Source organism: Colwellia marinimaniae, from assembly GCF_002207865.1.
Lineage (GTDB): Bacteria > Pseudomonadota > Gammaproteobacteria > Enterobacterales > Alteromonadaceae > Colwellia > Colwellia marinimaniae.
In genome coordinates this window covers 38,030-59,534 of sequence record NZ_BDQM01000011.1, presented here as the reverse complement: position 1 = coordinate 59,534, position 21,505 = coordinate 38,030, and the positions used below count along the sequence as shown (strand labels likewise).

The 21,505-nt window shown below is 39.3% G+C and carries 17 protein-coding genes and 2 pseudogenes; 10 read left to right on the top strand and 9 right to left on the bottom strand.

Translation table 11 applies throughout. The features are described from left to right. The first annotated feature begins 64 nt into the window (after positions 1-64). From MTCD1_RS08620 to MTCD1_RS08610, 4 genes and pseudogenes are all read left to right on the top strand, one after another. A complete protein-coding gene (locus MTCD1_RS08620) occupies positions 65-1,441 on the top strand; it encodes an MATE family efflux transporter (RefSeq protein WP_082606441.1) in 1,377 nt (458 codons plus the stop codon). A gap of 327 nt (positions 1,442-1,768) precedes the next feature. Continuing rightward, positions 1,769-1,933 (top strand): annotated as a pseudogene (csrA, locus tag MTCD1_RS21720) (carbon storage regulator CsrA); the annotation flags it as partial. A gap of 273 nt (positions 1,934-2,206) precedes the next feature. Further along, complete coding sequence (locus MTCD1_RS20680) at positions 2,207-2,374, top strand: helix-turn-helix domain-containing protein (RefSeq protein WP_143760099.1); 168 nt, start codon at positions 2,207-2,209, stop codon at positions 2,372-2,374. Positions 2,375-2,838: 464 nt separating this feature from the next. Then, the gene (locus MTCD1_RS08610) at positions 2,839-3,579 is read left to right on the top strand and encodes a hypothetical protein (RefSeq protein WP_057180132.1); all 741 of its coding nucleotides are present in this window, start codon (positions 2,839-2,841) and stop codon (positions 3,577-3,579) included. A 218-nt stretch (positions 3,580-3,797) separates the two neighbouring features. On the opposite strand, the gene MTCD1_RS08605 is transcribed toward MTCD1_RS08610, so the two are convergent. Then, a complete protein-coding gene (locus MTCD1_RS08605; protein ID WP_057180131.1) occupies positions 3,798-5,402 on the bottom strand; it encodes an ABC-F family ATPase in 1,605 nt (534 codons plus the stop codon). 311 nt (positions 5,403-5,713) lie between these two features. On the opposite strand from MTCD1_RS08605, the gene MTCD1_RS08600 reads away from it, so the two are divergent. Next, the gene (locus tag MTCD1_RS08600; protein WP_057180130.1) at positions 5,714-6,616 is read left to right on the top strand and encodes a radical SAM protein; all 903 of its coding nucleotides are present in this window, start codon (positions 5,714-5,716) and stop codon (positions 6,614-6,616) included. Positions 6,617-6,711: 95 nt separating this feature from the next. Here MTCD1_RS08600 and MTCD1_RS08595 read toward each other — a convergent pair whose 3' ends face one another. Continuing rightward, entirely contained in the window at positions 6,712-7,311 is a 600-nt protein-coding gene (locus MTCD1_RS08595) for a GTP cyclohydrolase II (protein ID WP_057180129.1), read from the bottom strand. Between the two features lie 49 nt (positions 7,312-7,360). Here MTCD1_RS08595 and MTCD1_RS08590 point away from each other — a divergent pair, with 49 nt between their 5' ends. After that, positions 7,361-7,558: a hypothetical protein gene (locus MTCD1_RS08590; protein WP_143760098.1), complete on the top strand. Its 198-nt coding sequence runs from the start codon at positions 7,361-7,363 to the stop codon at positions 7,556-7,558. 172 nt (positions 7,559-7,730) lie between these two features. Here the strand turns inward: MTCD1_RS08590 and MTCD1_RS21715 are convergent. Continuing rightward, positions 7,731-7,915 (bottom strand): annotated as a pseudogene (locus tag MTCD1_RS21715) (NAD(P)H-dependent oxidoreductase); the annotation flags it as partial. 156 nt (positions 7,916-8,071) lie between these two features. On the opposite strand from MTCD1_RS21715, the gene MTCD1_RS08580 reads away from it, so the two are divergent. Beyond that, positions 8,072-8,680 (top strand): acyl carrier protein phosphodiesterase, encoded by a 609-nt coding sequence (locus MTCD1_RS08580; protein ID WP_057180127.1) that lies wholly within the window; start codon positions 8,072-8,074, stop codon positions 8,678-8,680. An 89-nt stretch (positions 8,681-8,769) separates the two neighbouring features. Further along, positions 8,770-10,083 (top strand): metal-dependent hydrolase family protein, encoded by a 1,314-nt coding sequence (locus MTCD1_RS08575; RefSeq protein ID WP_438819279.1) that lies wholly within the window; start codon positions 8,770-8,772, stop codon positions 10,081-10,083. Positions 10,084-10,564: 481 nt separating this feature from the next. On the opposite strand, the gene MTCD1_RS08570 is transcribed toward MTCD1_RS08575, so the two are convergent. After that, positions 10,565-11,473 carry a hydrogen peroxide-inducible genes activator gene (locus MTCD1_RS08570; protein ID WP_057180126.1) on the bottom strand — a complete coding sequence of 303 codons (909 nt, stop codon included), beginning with the start codon at positions 11,471-11,473 and terminating at the stop codon, positions 10,565-10,567. Between the two features lie 233 nt (positions 11,474-11,706). Between MTCD1_RS08570 and katG the strand changes: the two genes are divergently transcribed. Then, positions 11,707-13,929, top strand: coding sequence for a catalase/peroxidase HPI (gene katG / locus MTCD1_RS08565; protein WP_057180125.1), 2,223 nt, complete (start codon positions 11,707-11,709; stop codon positions 13,927-13,929). Between the two features lie 97 nt (positions 13,930-14,026). Here the strand turns inward: katG and katE2 are convergent, their stop codons facing one another. Next, positions 14,027-15,460, bottom strand: coding sequence for a catalase KatE2 (gene katE2 / locus MTCD1_RS08560; protein WP_057180124.1), 1,434 nt, complete (start codon positions 15,458-15,460; stop codon positions 14,027-14,029). Positions 15,461-15,814: 354 nt separating this feature from the next. Between katE2 and MTCD1_RS08555 the strand changes: the two genes are divergently transcribed. Beyond that, positions 15,815-17,026 (top strand): EAL and HDOD domain-containing protein, encoded by a 1,212-nt coding sequence (locus MTCD1_RS08555; RefSeq protein WP_057180123.1) that lies wholly within the window; start codon positions 15,815-15,817, stop codon positions 17,024-17,026. A gap of 29 nt (positions 17,027-17,055) precedes the next feature. Here MTCD1_RS08555 and MTCD1_RS08550 read toward each other — a convergent pair whose 3' ends face one another. The 4 genes from MTCD1_RS08550 to MTCD1_RS08535 all read right to left on the bottom strand — a co-directional run bounded on the left by MTCD1_RS08550 (position 17,056) and on the right by MTCD1_RS08535 (position 21,471). Then, on the bottom strand, positions 17,056-19,098 hold the full coding sequence (locus MTCD1_RS08550; protein ID WP_082606439.1) for a tetratricopeptide repeat-containing sensor histidine kinase: 2,043 nt from the start codon (positions 19,096-19,098) through the stop codon (positions 17,056-17,058). A 249-nt stretch (positions 19,099-19,347) separates the two neighbouring features. After that, positions 19,348-20,277, bottom strand: a complete 930-nt coding sequence (locus MTCD1_RS08545; RefSeq protein ID WP_057180121.1) for a hypothetical protein — start codon at positions 20,275-20,277, stop codon at positions 19,348-19,350. Between the two features lie 59 nt (positions 20,278-20,336). Next, positions 20,337-20,984 (bottom strand): hypothetical protein, encoded by a 648-nt coding sequence (locus MTCD1_RS08540; RefSeq protein WP_057180120.1) that lies wholly within the window; start codon positions 20,982-20,984, stop codon positions 20,337-20,339. Between the two features lie 25 nt (positions 20,985-21,009). Then, positions 21,010-21,471, bottom strand: a complete 462-nt coding sequence (locus MTCD1_RS08535; protein WP_197410253.1) for a hypothetical protein — start codon at positions 21,469-21,471, stop codon at positions 21,010-21,012. Positions 21,472-21,505: the final 34 nt, after the last annotated feature.

The following is a 21,505-nucleotide window of genomic DNA, read 5'->3' as shown; positions in this document are numbered from 1 at the left end:
ATAGCGCTTGGCTATTTACCTCTGTTCTTCTCAATTTTTCAGTCACCAACGGATTTCATCGACCATGAAAGATCTTACTCAAGGCTCAATCCCTAAACATCTAATTAACATGGCATTACCCATGATGATAGGTATGTTTATCCAAACATTATATTTTATCGTTGACTTATATTTTGTTGGTAAATTAGGCGCTGCTGCCCTAGCAGGATTGAGTTTAGCGGGTAATGCCATGTTTTTAATCTTTGCGCTCACCCAAATACTCAATGTCAGTACTGCAGCACTTATCTCTCATGCAGTAGGCGCAAAAGACAGAGAAGATGCTAACCTAACGTTCAACCAGTCGATGATGTTATCTACCGTCACGGGCCTAGTAGTTTGTATTATTGGCTACGTAGGAGCCGAAGCTTACCTCAATTTAATCTCACAAGACCTAGCAACGGTGCAGATGGGCTTAACCTACCTGCATTGGTTTATTCCCTGTATGGCATTGCAGTTTGTTATGGTTTCGATTAGCTCAGCATTGCGTGGCACTGGTATTGTTAAGCCAACTATGATCATTCAAACACTTTCTATTTTAGTTAATATACTCCTGTCGCCGATATTAATTGCCGGCTGGGGCTCTGGCTATGCCATGGGGATTGCCGGTGCCGGATTAGCTAGTTCAATATCCGTTGTTTTTGCCGTCATTCTTTTATGTTATTACTTTAAAACAGCAGAGAAATACGTCAGTGTCGACTTTTCTCTTTGGCGAGTTGATACAGCGCGCATAAAAAAACTACTCGCTATTGGCTTACCTGCCGGTGGCGAGTTCTTCTTGATGTTTGTTTATATGGGCACCATTTATTGGTTAATTCAACCCTTTGGTGCGGATGCACAAGCAGGATTTGGCCTAGGATCGCGCATAATGCAATCGTTATTTTTACCGGCCATGGCTATTGCTTTTGCTGCGCCAGCAATTGCTGGGCAAAATTTTGGCGCAAAAAATTACCAAAGAGTGAGAGAAACCTTTACTTGGTCTGCCATTATGACCTGCTCACTGATGGCAATACTGACACTAGCCTGTTTAAGCCAAGCTGAATGGATGGTGCAAGCCTTTTCAAATGACCAAGAAGTGTTGTTAATTAGTGTCGTTTTTTTACAGCTTATCTGTTGGAACTTTGTGCCATCAGGCTTAGTTTTCACCTGCTCAGGCATGTTTCAATCCCTCGGTAATACCATGCCAGCTTTATTTAGCACAGCCACACGTTTAATCACCTTTATCCTCCCAGCCCTGTGGTTATCACAGCAAGAGGACTTTCAAATTGAACAACTTTGGTATGTCTCGGTAACCACAGTATGTATTCAAGCAGGGGTCAGCTTTTATTTGCTAAGACGAGAATTTAACAAGCGCTTGCCACAGGGTGAGTCATCAAGCGAAAATTTAGCAAACGAAAATCTATAATGTGCTCCCTCATCTAAAGACAGGTACCATGGTCTGAAGAAAGGTAAAGCTAGCAAAGGCGGCTAATCTGCTACATTAATAGTCAAAGCGAGTATCATTCATACAACTTGCTTATTAATAAAACTGAAGTCTGGCAGTATTTATCCCGGTATTCCCCGTTATAACCAAGAGCTATACTCAAGTGATATACATTTGACAACAGTTCTAAACAAAATACCACAACACAGCAGTTAACTTTTAGTTGTCTACACTATACTATTCATTATCAAGGAACCGAGTTTCCGGTAAATACACCTAACTTCATGGCAAGCAAATAAGGAATAAGCAATGTTAATACTAACCAGAAGGATCAGTGAATCGCTAATCATTAGTGATAATATCACCCTAACAATATTAGCCATACAAGGTAACCAAGTACGCATTGGCATTGATGCACCTAGAGACATATCAGTACACCGTGAAGAGATATACAACAAGATTCAAGAGGAAAAACTTGTTGCTCCTGCAGTTAAATGGGTAAAACCAGAGCCATCCAACACTAAGCCGGCAACAATCATAGTTAAGAAGTCTAGAAAGATAACCTAATCAATCAAGGTGAGCCTTTAGTTTCTCATCACAACTAGCGCAACTGAAGCATTTATTGAATTTTCAACGGAGGGAATAGTCGAGGTGTGTGCAGAATATAATGAGCCATTAGTAATATGGCAATAAGTTGACCGATGCATAGTATCTGAGACTAGAAAATATATCCGTAGAGTAATCGTCATGAACAAGAAAGCAATAGAACTCTTTCTAGCAGAACATAAGAACACGAGAACAGTTAAAGCCATTGAATTATTATTGAGTGGTGATGGCGGTGTAACTATAGCCAAAGCACTTGGTATCAGTAAACAAGCAGTCTATAAGATTAGAGATAAATACATTAAGGTTTAGTTAGCGGTTACTTTCTAGGGTTGCAGTTTAAAAGTGCTTGCTGCAAGCTAATGTCAAAGTGACACGTTAGCACCGAAAAACCCGCTAATCTGCTATATTTACCAGCAAAGTAAGTATAATTCATCCAGTCTGCCTACTAATAAAACTGAAGCCCGGGAACCTTTATCCTGGAAAACGAAGACAACAATGATCCCCCCTTAATAAGATCCTCCTACTAACTAGCACCCGTTCAAGATCATTTATACCAATAGGGCTAAGTTATTGCTCATTTGGCGAGAATTAAAATGCTTTTAGCCTAGGTATGGATTACCGAGAATGTTTATTACCGATAATTTTTATTACCGATAATTTTTCCTGCATTATCTAATGACCTGGTCAAAGAAAATTAATGTTATTATTGCCTCATATTTTAGCAGAAATTAAATAAACGCTAACGTTAAACCCTCATTAATCGGTTGGTATAGATGCAAAAAATCAATAATATAACTAGTTTAAAAGCTATCCTATGCACTATTGCTTTATTTTGGCAAACGAGTTTATTTGCCCATACAATAACCGAGCATGCTATGGAAAATACGGAGCATAAAATTGAACAAACACAGTTGACTGAGCTTGGTGCAGCGGTAAAAGAAGCAGTAAAAGAACCAACCGTAAAGTCTATTCAAATAGAGCTAGTTAAATTAACGGATAAACAGTTGACTGAGCTTGGTGAAGTGGTAAAAGAAGCAGCAAAAGAACCAACCGTAAAGTCTATTCAAATAGAGCTAGTTAAATTAACGGATAATAGTGGTTTAAGCTATATAGGCGGAAAAGTTAATGCTGCCGACCTCGATGTATATTTATTCCAGATGAAGCAAATATTAGGTGATGACTTTACCCTGTATCGACAGTACCAAAGTAAGAGAGATCATCACACTTTCCACATGACATTAATTAATCCCTATGAATACCAAAACCTATGCAAACGTATCGCGATAGGAACAAAGTTATCCGTATCGTTACGTGGCTTAGCACGAGTAAGTGTTGACCATAAAACAGCATATTTTGTTGTTGCCCAATCTGCACAGGCGAAAAGTTATCGTCAAAGTTTAGTGTTAACTGCTAAAGACTTCCATATAACCCTAGGGTTTTATCCTAACGATGTTTATGGTGTGAATAAGGGAATTGAGACTCTTATACCAACAGTTCGAATAACTAATAAATAGCTAAACCTTGGGCAAGAGCTTTATTGATGCTTGCTAGTGGTGATATCGATTTACTGATTAACGTCGCTAAAACTCAAGCAATAGAGCTGTTTTCTTACCACGGTTATTCAATAAAATTAAGGCTATATTCAAGTATCATTGAAGTCAAAACTGACACTCGCTAATAAAATAGCGTGTGTCAGTTATTTTCTTAACAGTTAACCGTTAACCGTTAACTATTATGCTACTTTTTTGGCTTCTATCTGGCTAGCAAGGTATTCATCTAATGAACCTTGGAAGTTAACTAATTTTTTATCTTTAATATCAATAATACGTGTCGCCAAGCTTGAGACAAACTCACGGTCATGGCTAACAAAGATTAGTGTACCTTCAAACGCTTTAAGGGCGTTATTTAAAGCATCAATCGCTTCTATATCCATGTGGTTAGTTGGTTCATCCATGATCAAGACATTAATATCTGCCATCATCAACATACCAAATAACAAGCGGTTCTTCTCACCACCTGAACAGTTACGTGCTTTTTTGTTGGCGTCATCATCGCTAAACAATAAACGCCCTAACATACCACGAACGCTTAAATCATTGTGACAAGGTCTACGCCATTGTGACATCCAATCCATTAGCGTTAAGTCGTTATCAAAAAAAGAACCGCTATCTTGCGGGCAATAACCCACTGAAGCATTTTCAGACCACTTAACCACACCTTCATTGTGTTCTAATTCATTCATTAAACAGCGTAACAAGGTGGTTTTACCGACACCGTTTTCGCCGATAATGGCTAACTTGGTACCTGCTTCTAGCAATAAGTCACCCTTTTCAAATAACATTTTGCCATCAAAACCATGACCTAGGTTTTCCAGCTCTAAGGCTTGGCGATGCATTTTTTTACCTGGGGCAAAGGCAAGTTTAGGGCTAATACGACTTGATGCTTTCACATCATCCAATTTAATTTTGTCCATTTTTTTAGCGCGTGAACTGGCTTGTTTCGCTTTTGAAGCATTGGCACCAAAGCGGTTAACAAAGTCTTGTAACTCGGCAATTTCTTCCACTTTTTTAGCATTACCTGATAATAACTGTTCACGTAATAAAGCAGACTGCTCTAAGTAAAACTCATAATTACCTGGGTAAATACGTAATTCACCGTAATCAATATCGGCCATATGTGTACAAACAGCATTAAGGAAATGTCTATCATGAGAAATGATGATCATGGTGCATTTACGTTTGTTCAACTCACCTTCTAACCAAGTAATGGTATGAATATCCAAGTTGTTAGTCGGCTCATCGAGTAATAAAATATCAGGGTTGGCAAACAATGCTTGAGCAAGCAAAACACGTAACTTCCAACCTGGGGCAACTTGTTGCATGGAGCCGTAATGAAAAGACTCATCAATACCGGCTTCTAATAAGATTTCACCGGCGCGACTTTCAGCGGTGTAACCGTCCATTTCAGCAAATTCACTTTCTAATTCACCCGCACGCATGCCATCAGCTTCACTCATTTCTTCTTGTGCGTAAATAGCGTCACGTTCTTGCTTTACTTTCCACAATGGCATATCACCCATGATCACAGTATCAATAACATTGAACTCTTCAAAAGCGAACTGATCTTGGCCCAAAGTACTAACTTTGTTACCGGTACTGACCGACACATTGCCTGAAGTTGGTGTTAACTCACCACTGAGTATCTTCATAAAGGTAGACTTGCCACAGCCATTTGCACCAATCAAACCGTAACGGTGACCGTTGCCAAATTTAGCCGAGATATTTTCAAACAACGGCTCTGCGCCAAATTGCATGGTGATATTACTTGTTGTGATGATAAGCCTATACTCCGAACGAAAAAGTGATCATGGATTTTTCAAGTCGCGCATTATAGCTGAGTTGGCGGTCTAATGATAATGATAATTAGATTAACTGTACAAATAACGAACTCATTTGTGATGGCGGGATTTGGGGATTGTCCCGTAATCTTATTATGGGGTTATCATATACAGCTAGAGTTTAGGATTAAATTAGTCAATGAAATAGGCTATATCTGATAAACTACTTTTAACAAAGTAAGCTAAGTACAAGACCAAGTAGAGTCATTAATTGCCCATTTAGCTTGCGCCTAACTAAGTAGACCTTAATTATGTATCCTTTGAATTATATCGAACCGGTATTTCGCCCACCAAGTGAATGGAAAAGCCTAATATTACAAGTCACTAATGGCTGCTCTTGGAATAAATGTACCTTCTGCGATATGTATACCAGTGAAAATAAAAAATTCAAACCAAAGAAAATTGACCTGATAGAGCAAGAAATTATCAAAGTTGCTAACTCAGGCATTACCACCAGACGGGTATTCCTAGCTGACGGTGACGCCATGATGTTGCCGTTCAAGCGTTTAAAAGAAATTCTCGAGTTAATAAAGCGGCATTTACCACAAGTAGGTCGGGTCTCTAGTTATTGCTTACCGCGAAATTTAACCAATAAAACAGTCGAACAACTAGCTGAGTTGCAAACCCTAGGGTTGAAGTTAATGTATATCGGTTGTGAAAGTGGTGACGATGAAGTGCTGGCGTTAATTGAGAAAGGCGAAACCTATCAAAGCTCATTGATTGCCCTTAATAAAATAAAACAAGCGGGCATAAAAAGTTCGGTGATGATTTTAAATGGTCTTGGCGGTCCAGAACTATCTCGCCAACACGCCATCAATTCAGCTAAATTGATGAATGAAGCGCAACCTAACTACTTATCAACACTGGTGGTGTCTTTCCCTTTAGGTGAACAACGCTTTGCCGTTAAATTCAGCCAAGCATCACTGCAACCTTTTCGTCAATTAACACAGCAAGAATTATTTAGCGAAATGGAAGTACTGTTATCAGAGCTTGAGTTAGAAAAAACCATTTTCCGCTCTGATCATGCCTCCAACTATCTGGTACTCAAAGGTGTCTTAGGCCATGATAAGGAAGCGCTTTTGGGCCAAGTAAGGCAGGCTTTACAGCAGCCAAGTACGGCTAACTTAAGACAAGAATGGCAGCGAGGCTTATAAGCGGCTATGCGTTAGTAATAAAAAAAGTAACACTGGTATTATGACAGCACAACCCTATAAAATAGGGCGTTGAGTCGCTATTTTTAGCTAAAATACTAATCTAAAGTCAATTTATGACCCGCATCAGATATTTTTGCTTTCAGATAATCTACATTATCTTCCTTAATAAAGGTTGAAGTACTGATGACTTCGGCAACCTTTAAGCCATAATCAGTTAACGCTTTAACTTTTAAATCGTTATTGGTCAGTAATTTCAAATGATGAATATTGAGTGCTTCGAGCATTTGTCCAGCTTCGGTAAAATCTCTCAGATCATCACCAAAACCTAAATGGTTATTCGCTTGGTAAGTATTCATTCCTTCGGATTGCAGCTTGTAAGCATCAATTTTATTATATAAACCAATACCACGGCCTTCCTGGCGTAGATAAATAATTACCCCCCCTTCAGCTGCCATAAGAGCAATCGCTTCATCAAGTTGCTCACCACAATCACAGCGAGATGAATGAAAAACATCGCCGGTTAAACATTCAGAGTGAATTCTAACCAGTGGGACTTTTTGCAAGGTATCTGCCTGGCCCAAAACCAAGGCAACATGCTCTTTATCAGAAATTAGATCCCTAAATGACACCATTTCAGCGGGAATGTCACTATTGGGACCTATCTTTAATGAAATTCTTGTTCGTATCTCAGCCATAGCTACTACTTATCTATTAAACTATTAACCCAAAATGAGTTGTTTCAGCATGAAACCAGCAATTAACTTAGCTGATTTAAAGTATAAATATTATACCTTAAACCTCGACACTGGTATGACCTTTATTATCGACAATTTCATTATTAGTTATGCATACCACGAACTGGATAATTATTATCAGTATTTTTATTCAAGCCATACCATTGAGCAAAGCTGCAATTCAGAGCGAGCAAAGGGGTTATTTTAAATATCAACTAGTGGTATTTTTCCGCTGCTGTTAACAACAAAAAAGCCTGGCTCAGCAATGACATGATCCATTTTTTGTGGTTACCTGGCTCTGAAACATATAAGCCTAGCGTCTGTATTTGTGCAACCGTTAAACCCTATGCTATTGAGAAACGCACGGCTAATTGTTCTATGTGGTTTTCTAATTGCGCGTCGACATCATACTCATCAGCCACAGTGACCACTCGGCTGTTATAACCATTACCAGCAGCATGGTTGCTGCTTTATCTACTAAAGCAGCGTTTAGCTTACCCTCTGAAAAAGGGTAATACTGGTGAGCATTAATCATTAGTAAGTTTTTCGACTTGGCTGTGCTGATAAAATAACGCCAAAATTTAATTTTATTTAATTAAAATGAAGTAAAAAAATTTTTCTCCTTCATAATTAATGTTAAAAATAAAGCGTGCTATATTTTAGATCAATTAACAATGTGGTCCTAGTCCCATAAAATATAACAATTAGTTTGGTATAACATTTGAATTATTTAGCTCACTTATATCTTGCCCAACCGAATGCTGATTCTCATTTCGGTAATCTGTTAGGGGACTTTGGCGGCAAGGTTCATGCTCAGCAGCTATCGACAGGCGTTCAGTTAGGCTTAGAAAACCATTACCTAGTTGATCGCTTTACCGATAGCCATAGCGCAGTAAAACAGGCGAAAAACTTATTTTCTACAGAACGAAGACGCTTTGCCGGTATTGCCTTAGATGTGCTGTTTGATCACTTCCTGATACGGCATTGGTCACGCTTTCATCAAACACCTTTGCGCCAATTTAAACAAAGCAGTTATGCCCTACTCAATGAAAACCTTAGCTATATGCCGAGTAAAATGCAGCAGGTAGTTACACCCATGACACAAAATGATTGGTTTAAGGAATATGAAACAGTAGCAGGCATAGGTTTTGCGCTTGATAATATAGCCAAGCGCATTCGTTTTGCTAATCAATTTAGTGGCTGCATTGCCGATATCAATCGCCACTATGGCGAACTAGAAGCGGTATTTTTAGCATTTTTTCCTGAGCTGATTACCCATGTAAACAAACATGGCCTTGAGACAAAGCCAGTTGGCGTTATTCAACCATAGGTTTCGTGCCTTAGAGCTATTTGAATTCCCCAGTGCAGCTAAGCTTGCTATGGTGAGTGACAATTGATAAAAATAATAATAGGAATATTATGAAAGCTTTAATTAAATCATCAATGAAAGCTTCGACCCTGTTAGGGCTAACACTGTCTGCTCTAGTAGCCACTCAACTTGCCGCACAAACCTATGTCATTCATGCGGGTCAAGTCTTAACCATTCCTGGGCAAGCGCCCTTAACGAAACAAACCATAGTGGTTAAAGATGGCATAATCACTGCGCTTAAATCGGGCTTTATCGCCGCGAATAAAATAGCTACCAATGCCAAAGTTATAGATTTATCCAATAGTTTTGTCATGCCTGGCCTTATGGATATGCACGTCCACTTGCAAGGTGAGTTAGGTCCTAAAAATGATAGTGAAAAACTAAGAATGTCTGATGCAGACAAATTAGTTAAAAGTATCTATTTTGCTAAAAAAACGCTAATGGCTGGTTTTACTACCGTCAGAGATTTAGGTGGCAATGCCGAGCAAAGCTATGCCTTACGTGATGGTATTGCTAAAGGCTATCTACAAGGGCCGAGAATAATTGCCGCTGGCAGTAATGTTGCCGTAACTGGCGGTCACGGCGATGTAGATGGCATGAGCCCTGCTCTGTTAGAAATGCATACCGCAAAAACCATCTGTGATGGCCCTTATGATTGTCGCCGCGCTACCCGCCGAGCCATAAAATTTGGCGCTGACATTATTAAAATAACCTCTACTGGTGGTGTGTTATCAGATACTAATACCGGTACAGGCCAACAAATGTCTGATGATGAATTAAGAGAAGTGATAGACACAGCTCATGCCTTAGGCAGAAAAGTAGCCAGTCATGCCCATGCCGCTGCAGGTATAAACGCGGCGTTAAGAGCCGGTGTCGATAGTATTGAACATGGCAGTTACGCCAATGAAGAAAGTATTAAACTGTTCAAGCAAACAGGCGCTTATCTGGTGCCGACCTTGATGGCTGGCGATACTGTAGTAAATTTAGCGAAAAACACTGACTTTATGTCGCCCGCTATTCGAGCCAAGGCCATTCGTGTTGGTGGCGATATGATTGCCAACTTTAAACGTGCATACCAATCTGGGGTGAAAATTGCTTATGGCACGGATAGCGGTGTTTCTAAACATGGCAACAATGCCAAAGAAGCGGTGCTGATGTTTAACGCTGGCATGACGCCGCAAGATATTTTAATAACAGCGACAGTGAATGCCGCCGACTTAATTGGTAAATCTGACTCGTTAGGTACCATTGAAGTGGGTAAAATCGCCGACATTATTGCCATGGATAACAGTCCATTAGAAGACATCAAAGAGTTACTTACTGTTGATTTTGTGATGAAATCTGGGCTAATTGTCAAAGAATAAAACTATGTTCACTTGCTTAACCATTAATAACTAATCAGCAATCCCGAAACATAATGACTAAGCACTCGCATTAAAGGCCAGGAGTAAAATTACCAAGCAGTTTGGTATTAGCTCAACAAAAAGGCTGACAGCCAGCAGATAAAATCAGGGGTGCATGTCAGCCGCTTTATTCACTTTAGTTACCTGAGCAGACTTAATAGTTTGCCGTTTTATTTACTCTTTTGTTGGCAATACTGATCGCCATAATAATTGTTGGAGTAGTTACAATTAAGGACTGATTTTTTAACACTAGTTACAGTGAAAATTAATTTTATATTGCTTGTTACAGTACTAACCACCTGATCAATCGCACCATTAATTATACTTTTCATAAGTGTTCACCTGGTCTATTTAAGTTGCACCTAGTGTGCACCACCGTCATCATTCAGTAAATTCAACAATATCGAATATATACTTCGATTAAACTAAAGTACCGGTCGTGCTAAGGCAAACTACATTTATCGGTTAATTGCTGGCTAAAAATATCTTTTAGCAGGGTCAACTCATTGGTTCTGACATAATTGGGTCTGATAACTAAGGCAATGGTTCTATGTGGGCCAGGTTCATTTAAATGAATGGCCCTCAGCTCTGATTCGTTATAGATTAATTGATCTAAGGCCATTTGTGGTACCAGTGTCGTACCTAACTTACCAGCAACCATTTGAATTAAAGTATGTAAACTAGCCGAATCAAAATCTGAGTCTTGCTTTTTTATTTGTAATCGACAAGCCGCTAAGGCATGCTCTTTTAAGCAATGACCATCTTTTAACAACATCAACTTATCAATTTCTAATTCTTCACTGCTAATTTCCTGAATTTTTTCCGGGCATTCATCTTTATGACAAACCCAATAAAAATCCTCTTGCCAAAATTCGAAACTCATTAAGCCCGCTAACGGGTAAGGTAAGGCCAATATGGCGGCATCAATTTCTCCAGTACGCACCTTATCAACTAATATATGTGATTGTTCTTCAATGATTTTTAATTTAAAGCTCGGATACTGTTTTCTGACTTCGGGTAAGACTTTCGGCAACAGATAAGGGCCAATTGTCGGAATCACCCCTAGAGTCATGGGGCTGGAAAAGGCTTGTTGATCGCTTTGCGCTATTTGTAACAGCTGGTCTAACTCCAACTGCACGTTTTTGGCTTTATTGAGTATTAATTGCCCCTTATTGGTGACTAATACCTGTTTATTATTGCGTTCAAATACCGTAACCCCTAACTGTTTCTCAAGTTCAGTGATTGCGGTACTTAATGCTGATTGAGAGACATTGCACGCCTCTGCCGCCTTTTTAAAGTGTAACGTTTTTTCAATCGCTAAGGCATAGTGCAGTTGTTTTAGTGTGATCATATTTTGATGATTACCTAATGAAAAGCTAATGAAAATTCAATGTTAGCTTTTATTGAATATAAATATGATTTTAATCATAAAGACAAAATTAGTCACCTCTTTGACCATAAGAAAAATAGAAGCTTATCTTCACGTTAATCAAATATGCAACTACCGCTACTTTCCCTATGATTTATATAAATTGATTTATAACTAAATTACTTATCACTAATTTAGCAAACGAGGACACTACCATGTTAAAGAAAACACTGCCTATTGCCGCGGCAATTACATTTGCGCTGTCATCAATGTTACTACCGGAAAAAGTGTTTGCGGCCAGTGAAATAAAAACCAATCAGTTTTGGTGGCCTGAACAGCTAGACCTGAGTCCACTGCGCCAACATGGCGCTGAATCAAACCCATACGGCGAGCAATTTAATTATGCCAAAGAGTTTGCCAGCCTAGATTTAACTCAGCTTAAAAAAGATATTCAAACTACACTGACCGATTCAAAAGCTTGGTGGCCTGCCGATTGGGGCCATTATGGTCCATTGATGATACGTATGGCGTGGCACAGTGCCGGTGTTTATCGCGTGCACGATGGCCGAGGTGGCGCCTCTGGCGGGCAACAAAGATTCGACCCGCTAAATAGTTGGCCAGATAATGCCAATTTAGATAAAGCGCGGCGATTATTATGGCCCGTTAAACAAAAGTATGGCCGTAAAATTTCTTGGGCTGATTTAATGGTGCTATCCGGTAATGTTGCCCTTGAGTCCATGGGTTTTAAAACCTTTGGTTTTGCCGGTGGTAGAACGGATGACTGGGAAGCCGATTTAGTTTACTGGGGACCAGAAACAGTCATGCTTACGGATAAGCGCAGAGATAAGAAAGGTAACTTAACCGGCCCACTGGCCGCGGTAGAAATGGGCTTGATTTATGTTAACCCTGAAGGGCCACACGGCAACCCTGATCCGCTGTTAGCCGCTAAAGATATCAGAATGTCATTTGGCCGTATGGCCATGAATGATGAAGAAATAGTGGCCTTACTTGCCGGTGGCCATACCTTAGGTAAGGCACATGGCGCGAAAAAACCGAGCGCATGTATTGGCGCAGAGCCAGCAGCAGCAGATATTGAAGAGCAAGGCCTAGGCTGGAAAAACAAATGTGCCACTGGTGTTGGCGCAGATACCATCACCAGTGGCTTAGAAGGCGCTTGGACGGTTACCCCAACGCAGTGGTCCTCTAACTACTTAGACAACCTAATGAACTTTACTTGGGTACTGACTAAAAGCCCTGCTGGTGCCAAACAGTGGGTGCCTGACGATAAAGCGGCGGCTAATTTAGTGCCTGATGCCCATATCGCTAATAAACGCCATGCGCCTATTATGTTCACTACCGATATTGCCTTAAAGGAAGATGCAAGTTTTCGTAAGATTGTTGAGCGTTTTAGAAAAGATCCCGCTGAATTTGATAAAGCCTTTGCTAAAGCTTGGTTTAAGTTAACCCACAGAGATATGGGACCTAGAGCAAGATATCTTGGCGCCGACGTGCCCAGTGAAGTACTAAGCTGGCAAGACCCTATTCCAGCGGTAACGCAGCCGCTTATTACCCCCCAAGATATCAGTAAGCTTAAAAAGCAACTTATAAACTCGGGTTTAAGCACCGCTGAGTTAGTAAGAACCGCTTGGGCGGCAGCGTCTAGCCATAGAGTCACTGATATGCGTGGTGGCGCCAATGGTGCTCGTATCAATCTTGCGCCACAAAATAGTTGGCCGGTAAATAACCCAAAAGAGTTAAACCAGGTATTGGCTAAACTTGAAGGTATTCAGGCGGCATACAACAAGCAATCGTCTTCAAGCCAAATATCACTCGCTGACTTAATCGTTTTAGGTGGTGCTGCTGCCATCGAAAATGCCGCCAAACAAGGTGGAACTCAAGTTACTGTGCCCTTTGTTCCTGGCCGTGCTGATGCTAGCCAAGCGCAAACGAGCATTAAATCATTTAATTACTTAAAACCGAAAGCCGATGGTTTCCGTAATTTTTACACCGATGAGAGCTATATGTCACCCGCTGAAATGTTAGTGGATAAAGCCAATTTACTCGGTTTAAATGTCCCTGAAATGACAGTACTTGTTGGTGGTATGCGTTCACTAGCTGCCAACTATGACGGTTCATCTTACGGGGTATTCACCAATAGACCGGGTGTATTAAGCAATGACTTCTTTGTCAACTTACTTGATATGTCGACTGTCTGGAGTAAAGATGAAGCTAACGTTGGCATTTATCTAGGTCATGACCGCGCGTCAGGCAAGTTAAAGTGGCAAGCAACTCCGGTGGATTTGATTTTTGGCTCTAGCTCAGAATTAAGAGCCATTGCCGAAGTTTATGCCTCAGACGATGCCGATAAAAAGTTCATTCATGACTTTATTGCTGCTTGGGTTAAGGTGATGCAATTAGATCGCTTTGACTTAAAGTAAAGTTAACATAACGTTAAAAAAAACTTAAAATAAAAAGCGAGTACTTGCCTTTGGCGGTACTCGCTTTTTCATTTCATCAATCTTTTTCAATACGACCTTATAAATTTAATGCCGTTTTTAACCCTGCGCCATAGGCAGCATCCGCCGCAGTACAATGTTTAATATGGCGCTGCTTTATTTCATCCGGTACGCCACTCATTGAGCTGGCGGTATTATTAAATAGCGCTTGTTGTTGCTCAACTGTCATTAAGCGGAATAAATCTCCGGCTTGAGAAAAATAATCCTCATCTTCTCGGTGATCCCAATGCGCGGCATAACCTTGTAAATCTAACGGCGGCTCAGAAAAACCGGGCTGCTCTGCCCACTCGCCTTGACTATTAGGCTGATAACCAATAGTTGCCCCTTGATTACCTTCGGTGCGCATTTGACCATCTCGGTGATAACTATGTACTGGACAGCGCGGTGCATTAACCGGGATATGATTATGGTTAACCCCTAAGCGATAACGCTGGGCATCGCCGTATGAAAATAATCGCCCTTGCAGCATTTTATCCGGTGAAAAGCCGATACCTGGTACTACATTGGCGGGGTTAAAAGCGGACTGCTCAACATCGGCAAAGAAATTTTCCGGATTACGGTTTAACTCCATTACGCCAACTTCAATGAGCGGGTAATCTTTATGTGGCCATATCTTGGTTAAATCAAAGGGGTGGTAAGACACTTTATTGGCATCCGCTTCCGGCATAATTTGTACTTTTAAGGTCCACTTAGGAAAGTCATTATTTTCGATGGCGTCAAATAAATCTCTTTGATGACTTTCTCTATCTTTACCTATTATGGCTTCGGCTTCAGCATCGGTGAGGTTTTTAATACCTTGTTGGGATTTTAAGTGAAACTTCACCCAGAAACGTTCGTTATTGGCATTGATAAAGCTAAAGGTATGACTGCCAAAACCATGCATATGACGGTAAGTTGCCGGAATGCCCCTATCGCTCATCACAATGGTAATTTGATGTAATGCCTCGGGTAGTGAGGTCCAAAAATCCCAATTATTAGTGGCACTGCGCATATTGGTTTTAGGATCGCGTTTTACCGCATGATTTAAGTCTGGAAATTTTAACGGATCTCTTAAGAAAAATACCGGCGTGTTATTACCGACTAAATCCCAATTGCCTTCTTCAGTGTAAAACTTTACCGCAAAGCCGCGAATATCTCGCTCGGCATCGGCGGCGCCACGTTCACCAGCCACGGTAGTAAAGCGAGTAAACAATTCAGTTTCTTTGCCTATTTCCGAAAATATTTTTGCCCGGGTATACTTGCTGATGTCATGGGTGACGGTAAACTTACCAAAAGCACCAGAGCCTTTGGCGTGCATGCGTCTTTCTGGAATGACTTCGCGATGAAAGTGAGCTAATTTCTCTAAAAACCAAACATCTTGTAACAGTTGTGGTCCACGCGGACCAGCAGTCATCACATTTTGATTATCTGCGACCGGACAACCCGCCGCTGTGGTTAATTTTTTCTTAGACATGTTAAAACCTCCAATTAAAATTATTAGGTTAATTAACCCCTAATCATTCTAGTTGCTTTTTTAACAATTCATTGAACTAGGTCAATATTTCATGCTAATAAGGTAAATTCATGGATGATATTGGTACGTTGATTTTGCTGTACTAAAGGTGACATTAAAGATAATGATCCTGACACCGGCGGGTCCTTTAAATATAAACTGACAGAATCCGATAAAGAAAATTAACTATGACGAAAGTGAACTATGGCTGTGCTCGTTATTTCCTAGTCAGCTTTAGTAAAAACACTAGAAAATATCACTCATTCGCGTGGTTAAGTGTATAGTTAACTAAAGCAGTTCAACCACTAATATTGCATGAAAAAAACCTATATTGCTCGCCAAGCCATATTAAACCATAAGTTAGAAACCATTGGTTATGAGCTATTTTTTCGAGATAGCCCTGACAATAAATTCCCAGAAATAGATCCCAACGTGGCCAGCGCTAAATTAATTATCCAAAACCATATTTATAGTGATATACAAACATTAAGCATGGGCAAGGTCGCCTTTATCAATTTCACTGAGTACTCGTTAATTCATAAATACCCGTTAATGTTTGATAAAAGTAGCATAGTGATTGAATTAGTCGGTCATAAAAAACCGACAAAAAACTTATTAAAAATTCTTGGCTATTATCATGGCAAAGGTTACCAAATAGCTTTAACTGAGTATGACTTAGCGATTCATTGGGACGTATTATTTCCCTATATAAGCATAATAAAAGTAAACTTAGAAAAAATTAACCCTAAACGGATAATTGCGGCCCTGCCTAGAATGAAGCCTTATAATATAAAGCTGGCCGCGGAAAGAGTTGAAACAAAATACCAAAGACAAGCTCTAGTCGAAATCGGTTTTACTTATTTTCAGGGCTATTTTTATCATCAACCGGAAATAGTCGCCGGGCAAAAGCTAACCAGCCAAAAAACCCAAATGCTACAGTTATTAAGTGAAACCTTTAATACGCCAATAAATTACGACCAAGTGAGCAAAATCATCAGTCACGATGTCAACCTCAGTATAGCTTTACTGAAGATGGTCAATAATGTTTCAACTGGCTCTAGGGTTGAAATCACTTCGCTAAAACAAGCAGCGGTCTACTTAGGTGATGATCAGTTATGCCAATTTGTCGCTATTTTAGCGTTATCAAATTTAACCTCGGATACTGCGGATGAAGTGTGCCGACAGGCACTCATTACCGGAAAAATGATGGCTGAGCTAAGTCATAGTAATAGCTTTCAATCGGTGAGTGAATTTGCTTTTATTACCGGTTTACTCAGTGCCATTGAAGTGATGTTGGCCATGCCCATGGCCCAAATAATCAAAACCATGCCTTTGGCTCCCCCCATTGAACAAGCGTTACTAAAACAAGCAGGCCCCTTAGGCGAGTTATTGAAGTTAACAACGGCGTTCATCTCAGGAAAAAATGATGATATTAACCAATTAATTACCAGTCATGCCTTAAACAAACAAGCCATTCAGCAAGAGTTTCTCAACGCTAGCCAATGGTGTCATGATTTAGGTATATAAACCACACGCCTTAACTCATTATTATTAAACTAAGCTGACTTTACCTTCAGGGGTAAAGTGATACAAAACATGATGCCCTTTCCCTTTTGGGGTATACATTGAATATTGCCCTGCATAAGCTGCACCACTAGGTTGTATACTATGCTTAGCCCAATGCCCAAATTTTTATTGCCCATAGTCGTGGTATAAAAAGGTTCAAAGACATCATTCACCATCGCTGAGTCAATACCTTTACCATTGTCTTGATAAGTAATTTCAAGCTGATCCTTTACTTTAGCAATCTCAATATTTATTTCTGGGCTTAGGGTATCCGCAAAAGCATGGTCAATAGAATTAGCAATTAATTGGCTAAAAATCTTATTCAATGCTTCTGGATAGCCTAATATCCGCACCTTGCTGCCTGAGATATTAATGATGGGTTTATCTTGTTTAAGCAAGATTAACACTAAGTCAGTATGCTTAGATACATGTTCAAAAATTTCAAACTCTTGTTGCGTTTCCGCCTCCAAATTTTCAGAAATCATTTTAAATTGACTAATTAATCCGGCAACTTTAGCCATAGCGTTTGAAGAAAGCTCGCAGCCTTTGTTCAAGTCGGTCATAAATAAATCAATCTCTGACTTTTTCACCTTGCCGCCCGCAATTAATGTCTCAAAACATGTCACTTTTTCATGGATATGAGATACCCCGGTAACGGCTATGCCTAAAGGAGTATTTACTTGATGCGCCATTCTAGAAACTAAGGTCGTTAGCGCCGACATTTTACCCGATTTAATTAACTTCTCTTGAGTTTGTTGCAATTGAGTTAAGGTTAAAGACAGGTTGGCGTTTGTTTTTGCGATGACTTTTTTACTCTTTTGCACGGTCCATAAAAAAATAGTCAGAAGAATTACCATACAAAAACCAGAAATAAGCATGATTTTGGTTTTTTGTCGCTCACTATTAACTTGCAGCGCTTTAATTTCGGCATTTTTTTCTAGTTCTAATATATTTAGATCTTTAGAAATGGCCTCTGAAGTATTGAGGTAACTAGCCAGTTTAATGCTGGTTTTACGCGAAACCACCTGCTCTAAGGTTTGCTGATAAAGTAAAGAGGCTTGATAAGCGCTTTGGTAATCTTGGCTATCAGCATATATTTGTCGTTGTAGGTCAAAAGCATTTGATAAGCTAGTATTATTTTTTTGTTTTTTCGCTGTCACTATCACTGCTGTAATCACTTGTTGTGCTAATACATATTTATTACTGGCAATATAAACCTTAACTAAGGCCAATTGACTCACCAGTAAGCCTTTAACAAAACCCGCTTGCGCTCTTATTTCAATGGCTTTATTAAAAGCAATTTCTGCTGGTTGATATTGTTCTTGTTGATAATAAAAGAGTCCAATATTCTGATAAGAAAATGATGTATGAAATGTCAACTGATGTTCGAGTCGTATCGCCAGTGACTTTTCTAGTAGCTCAAAAGATTTCTGATAATTTTTAATCCCTAAGTAGGCTTCACCTAAGTTGTTATAGGTTGACGCCAACATAACAACATTATCATGGGTTAATACTATTGCTAACGCGGACTCCAAATAAGTAACCGCTTGCTGAAAAAAACCTAATTTAATAAAAGCATAACCAACGTTGCCTTCACTAATGGCTTGATATTGACTGAACTCAGTAATGCTTTTTACTACACCATAGGCCTTTAAGTTAAAATCTAGTGATTCTTCAATACTATCCATATGCCAATAAACAATGGCTTTGGTGTTGTAGTAATGCCAAAGAAAGCTCTTATCACTTGCCAAATGGGCTATTTCTTTAACCTCTTCGATAATATTAAGTGCGACTTTATGATGATTTAAGTAGGTATTCGCTACCACTTCATGCCTAATGAGCTTAACTCTTTGTTTTGTCGTTAACTGTACTTTGCTCTTTTTCAGTTGCTCTATTGCCCTAAGTGCCTGTTCAGGCTCAGAGACGACTAACGACTCTATCGTGGTTAATGTTTCGATAAGGCTTTTCTCATAGTTAGCCCAAGCAAAGGAAAAAAACAAGAAAAGAGAGAGAGTTAACAGTGTCTGCTTCATTAGACAATTAACCACTGGCTACAAGTATTAGAATTTAATTATAGTAATTAATTGGCCGAGCGCTGGGGCTTTAGTGAACTTTAGAAAAGAGTGCTCATTACGGCCTGAGGGATGACTGCATGAAAAGGGGGAATGGCTGACTTGGCTAGCCCATAGAACAAACACCAAGTCGGCTTTAACAAACACATAAATGAATAAACTTACATTTACTGGTACTTACTTACTCACTTACCTAAAACCACAATAATGCTATGGGTTTTCTTCTACATCTGGCCTTAAATAAGCGATATCATCTTCATCGTCACTATGAAAATCATAGCCGCCCTCAAAGTCATCATTCAATTCGGCCGCTAGGGTTATAGGAAGTTCTAATATTTCTTGAATAAAAATAGAGATATCAGTTTTTTGATCAATGATGCTCTTAAATTCAGTAAAGTCTAATAACTCAATTTCTTGCAAGTAATTTCTAGTGGGTATCGACAGTTGCTCGGTCAGTTTTACTATACAAGTCGCCAACTTCTCCAGCAGTAAGTCTTTCTCTGTACTGATCAGGTAAGTGTTAAACGTTTGATATAAAGAGCTAGTAAACACTTTTTTATCAGTATCGATCAGTAATAAGGCAAGCGCTGAATTAAGAAAACGTTGTAACTCAAATATCAGTATATTTTCATCATTTTCAATCAGCAGGGCATTAGCACTATAGCGCGCGGCAATGCTTTTATACACATCTAATAGCTTGGCACTTTTATAGCTTTCCTTCAAAAAATTGTTATGCATAAGCCTAATGTCAGCGGTATCGTTAATTGCTAAGGCATAACTGCTGATCGAAATACCTTCAAAAAATGCTGGTGATACTTGCTTTAATTGGCCATATTTAGCCCAACCTGCTCTAAAGCAATAAACAATGCCTTGAGTTTTGATGATCTCTTTTGCTTTGTCGGCATCGTTATCACACAGATCTAACAAACCTAAATTGGTAATACCGAGAACGATTTCACAGCCTTTTTTAATTTGATCCGCATAAATTATCGATAAATTATCCGAGGCGATGCGCAAAGACATGTCGACTAATTGTTGTTTGCTCTTATGGATAAACTCTGAAGAAAAATAGCCGTCATTTTCTCCGTCTTTTAACACTAAAAGTAGAAAAGGATGGTTTCTTAACTCTGCAATTCTCATTAATGAATCCTAGTTATAGTAAGCTGTTGATTAAGGCTATGGTAATAGTTTTTTGCCCATCAAAGTGGTGCAAACATGTCATCGGTATCTATTGCTACTGATGTCACTCTTTGTTTATTAGCATTATCTTTCAACGCTTTTTCAACATTGTCTAACGTACCATTGCTACTAACCACCATAACTTCACGGTAGGAATCTTCATCGAGGGATTTGATTTTCATTAACAGCTCTTCAATACTGCCTGATACTTGCTCTTCGTCTTCTTCGAGTTCCGAAAAATCATGACCAACAAATGGCAGAGACAAATATAATAGGCCAAAGTCATCTTCAACAATGGCTTTTAATACTTCTAGCTGTTTTTCTTCATCGTCTGAAGAAAGAAAAATTTGTGATAATAAACTCTGTGCTTCTGTTTGCGCACAAAACACATGGTCTTCATCCATATTTTGCCAATAAGAGGGCTCAACATTCAATAACTGCTTAATAGACTCGGCATCCATTAACCAAGTAGCGATAGAAGGAATGGTGGCATCGTGTTCTCTGACAATTTTAGCGACGGTTAAAATATCCATTTCGCTTAACACTGCCATCATTTTTTCATCACCTTCTTCAGAAGCAATTGCCTCTAATGAAGTACCTGCGCGTCTACCGCTTTGTTGTGCTATTTCGATAATATCGGTAGCCAGAGTTAATGCGTTTTTTGTCACGGTTATTCCTTAGAAGGTAAATCTACTAGTAGTTCTCATCAAAATCATCCGATGCATAATCATCGACTTTTTCATAATTGTCTGGGGCAGCTTTTAAAGGCGTGGCATCGTAGCACTTATAAAAATGAATAAGTAAAACAGCAATTTTCAACTCCTGTTCGGCATGTTCCATCAGTTCAGTAATACAGGCTCTGGCATCAGTATGTACACCAACGAATGGCTTTACCTCCGCCCAAGAAGGTTCATCCATTAAGCCAAGTAACGCTAAGTTTTTATTATCAATTTTAATTTTTGTGGTGATAGCCATGGCTAATTGATCAACCATGCCACTAAATAATAACGGCGTAGAATTTAACGGTGTAAATAAATTAGCTAAATATGTTGATAATAATTCAGGGTTTTCAGGATCAGTTAACGAGGTCATATTTTCTAAATACATAGAAAAATCATCAGTTAAATAATCAGGTATGTATTTTTCAATGTGCAAGGTTATTTCCTAATTACATGTTTTATACGTGAGA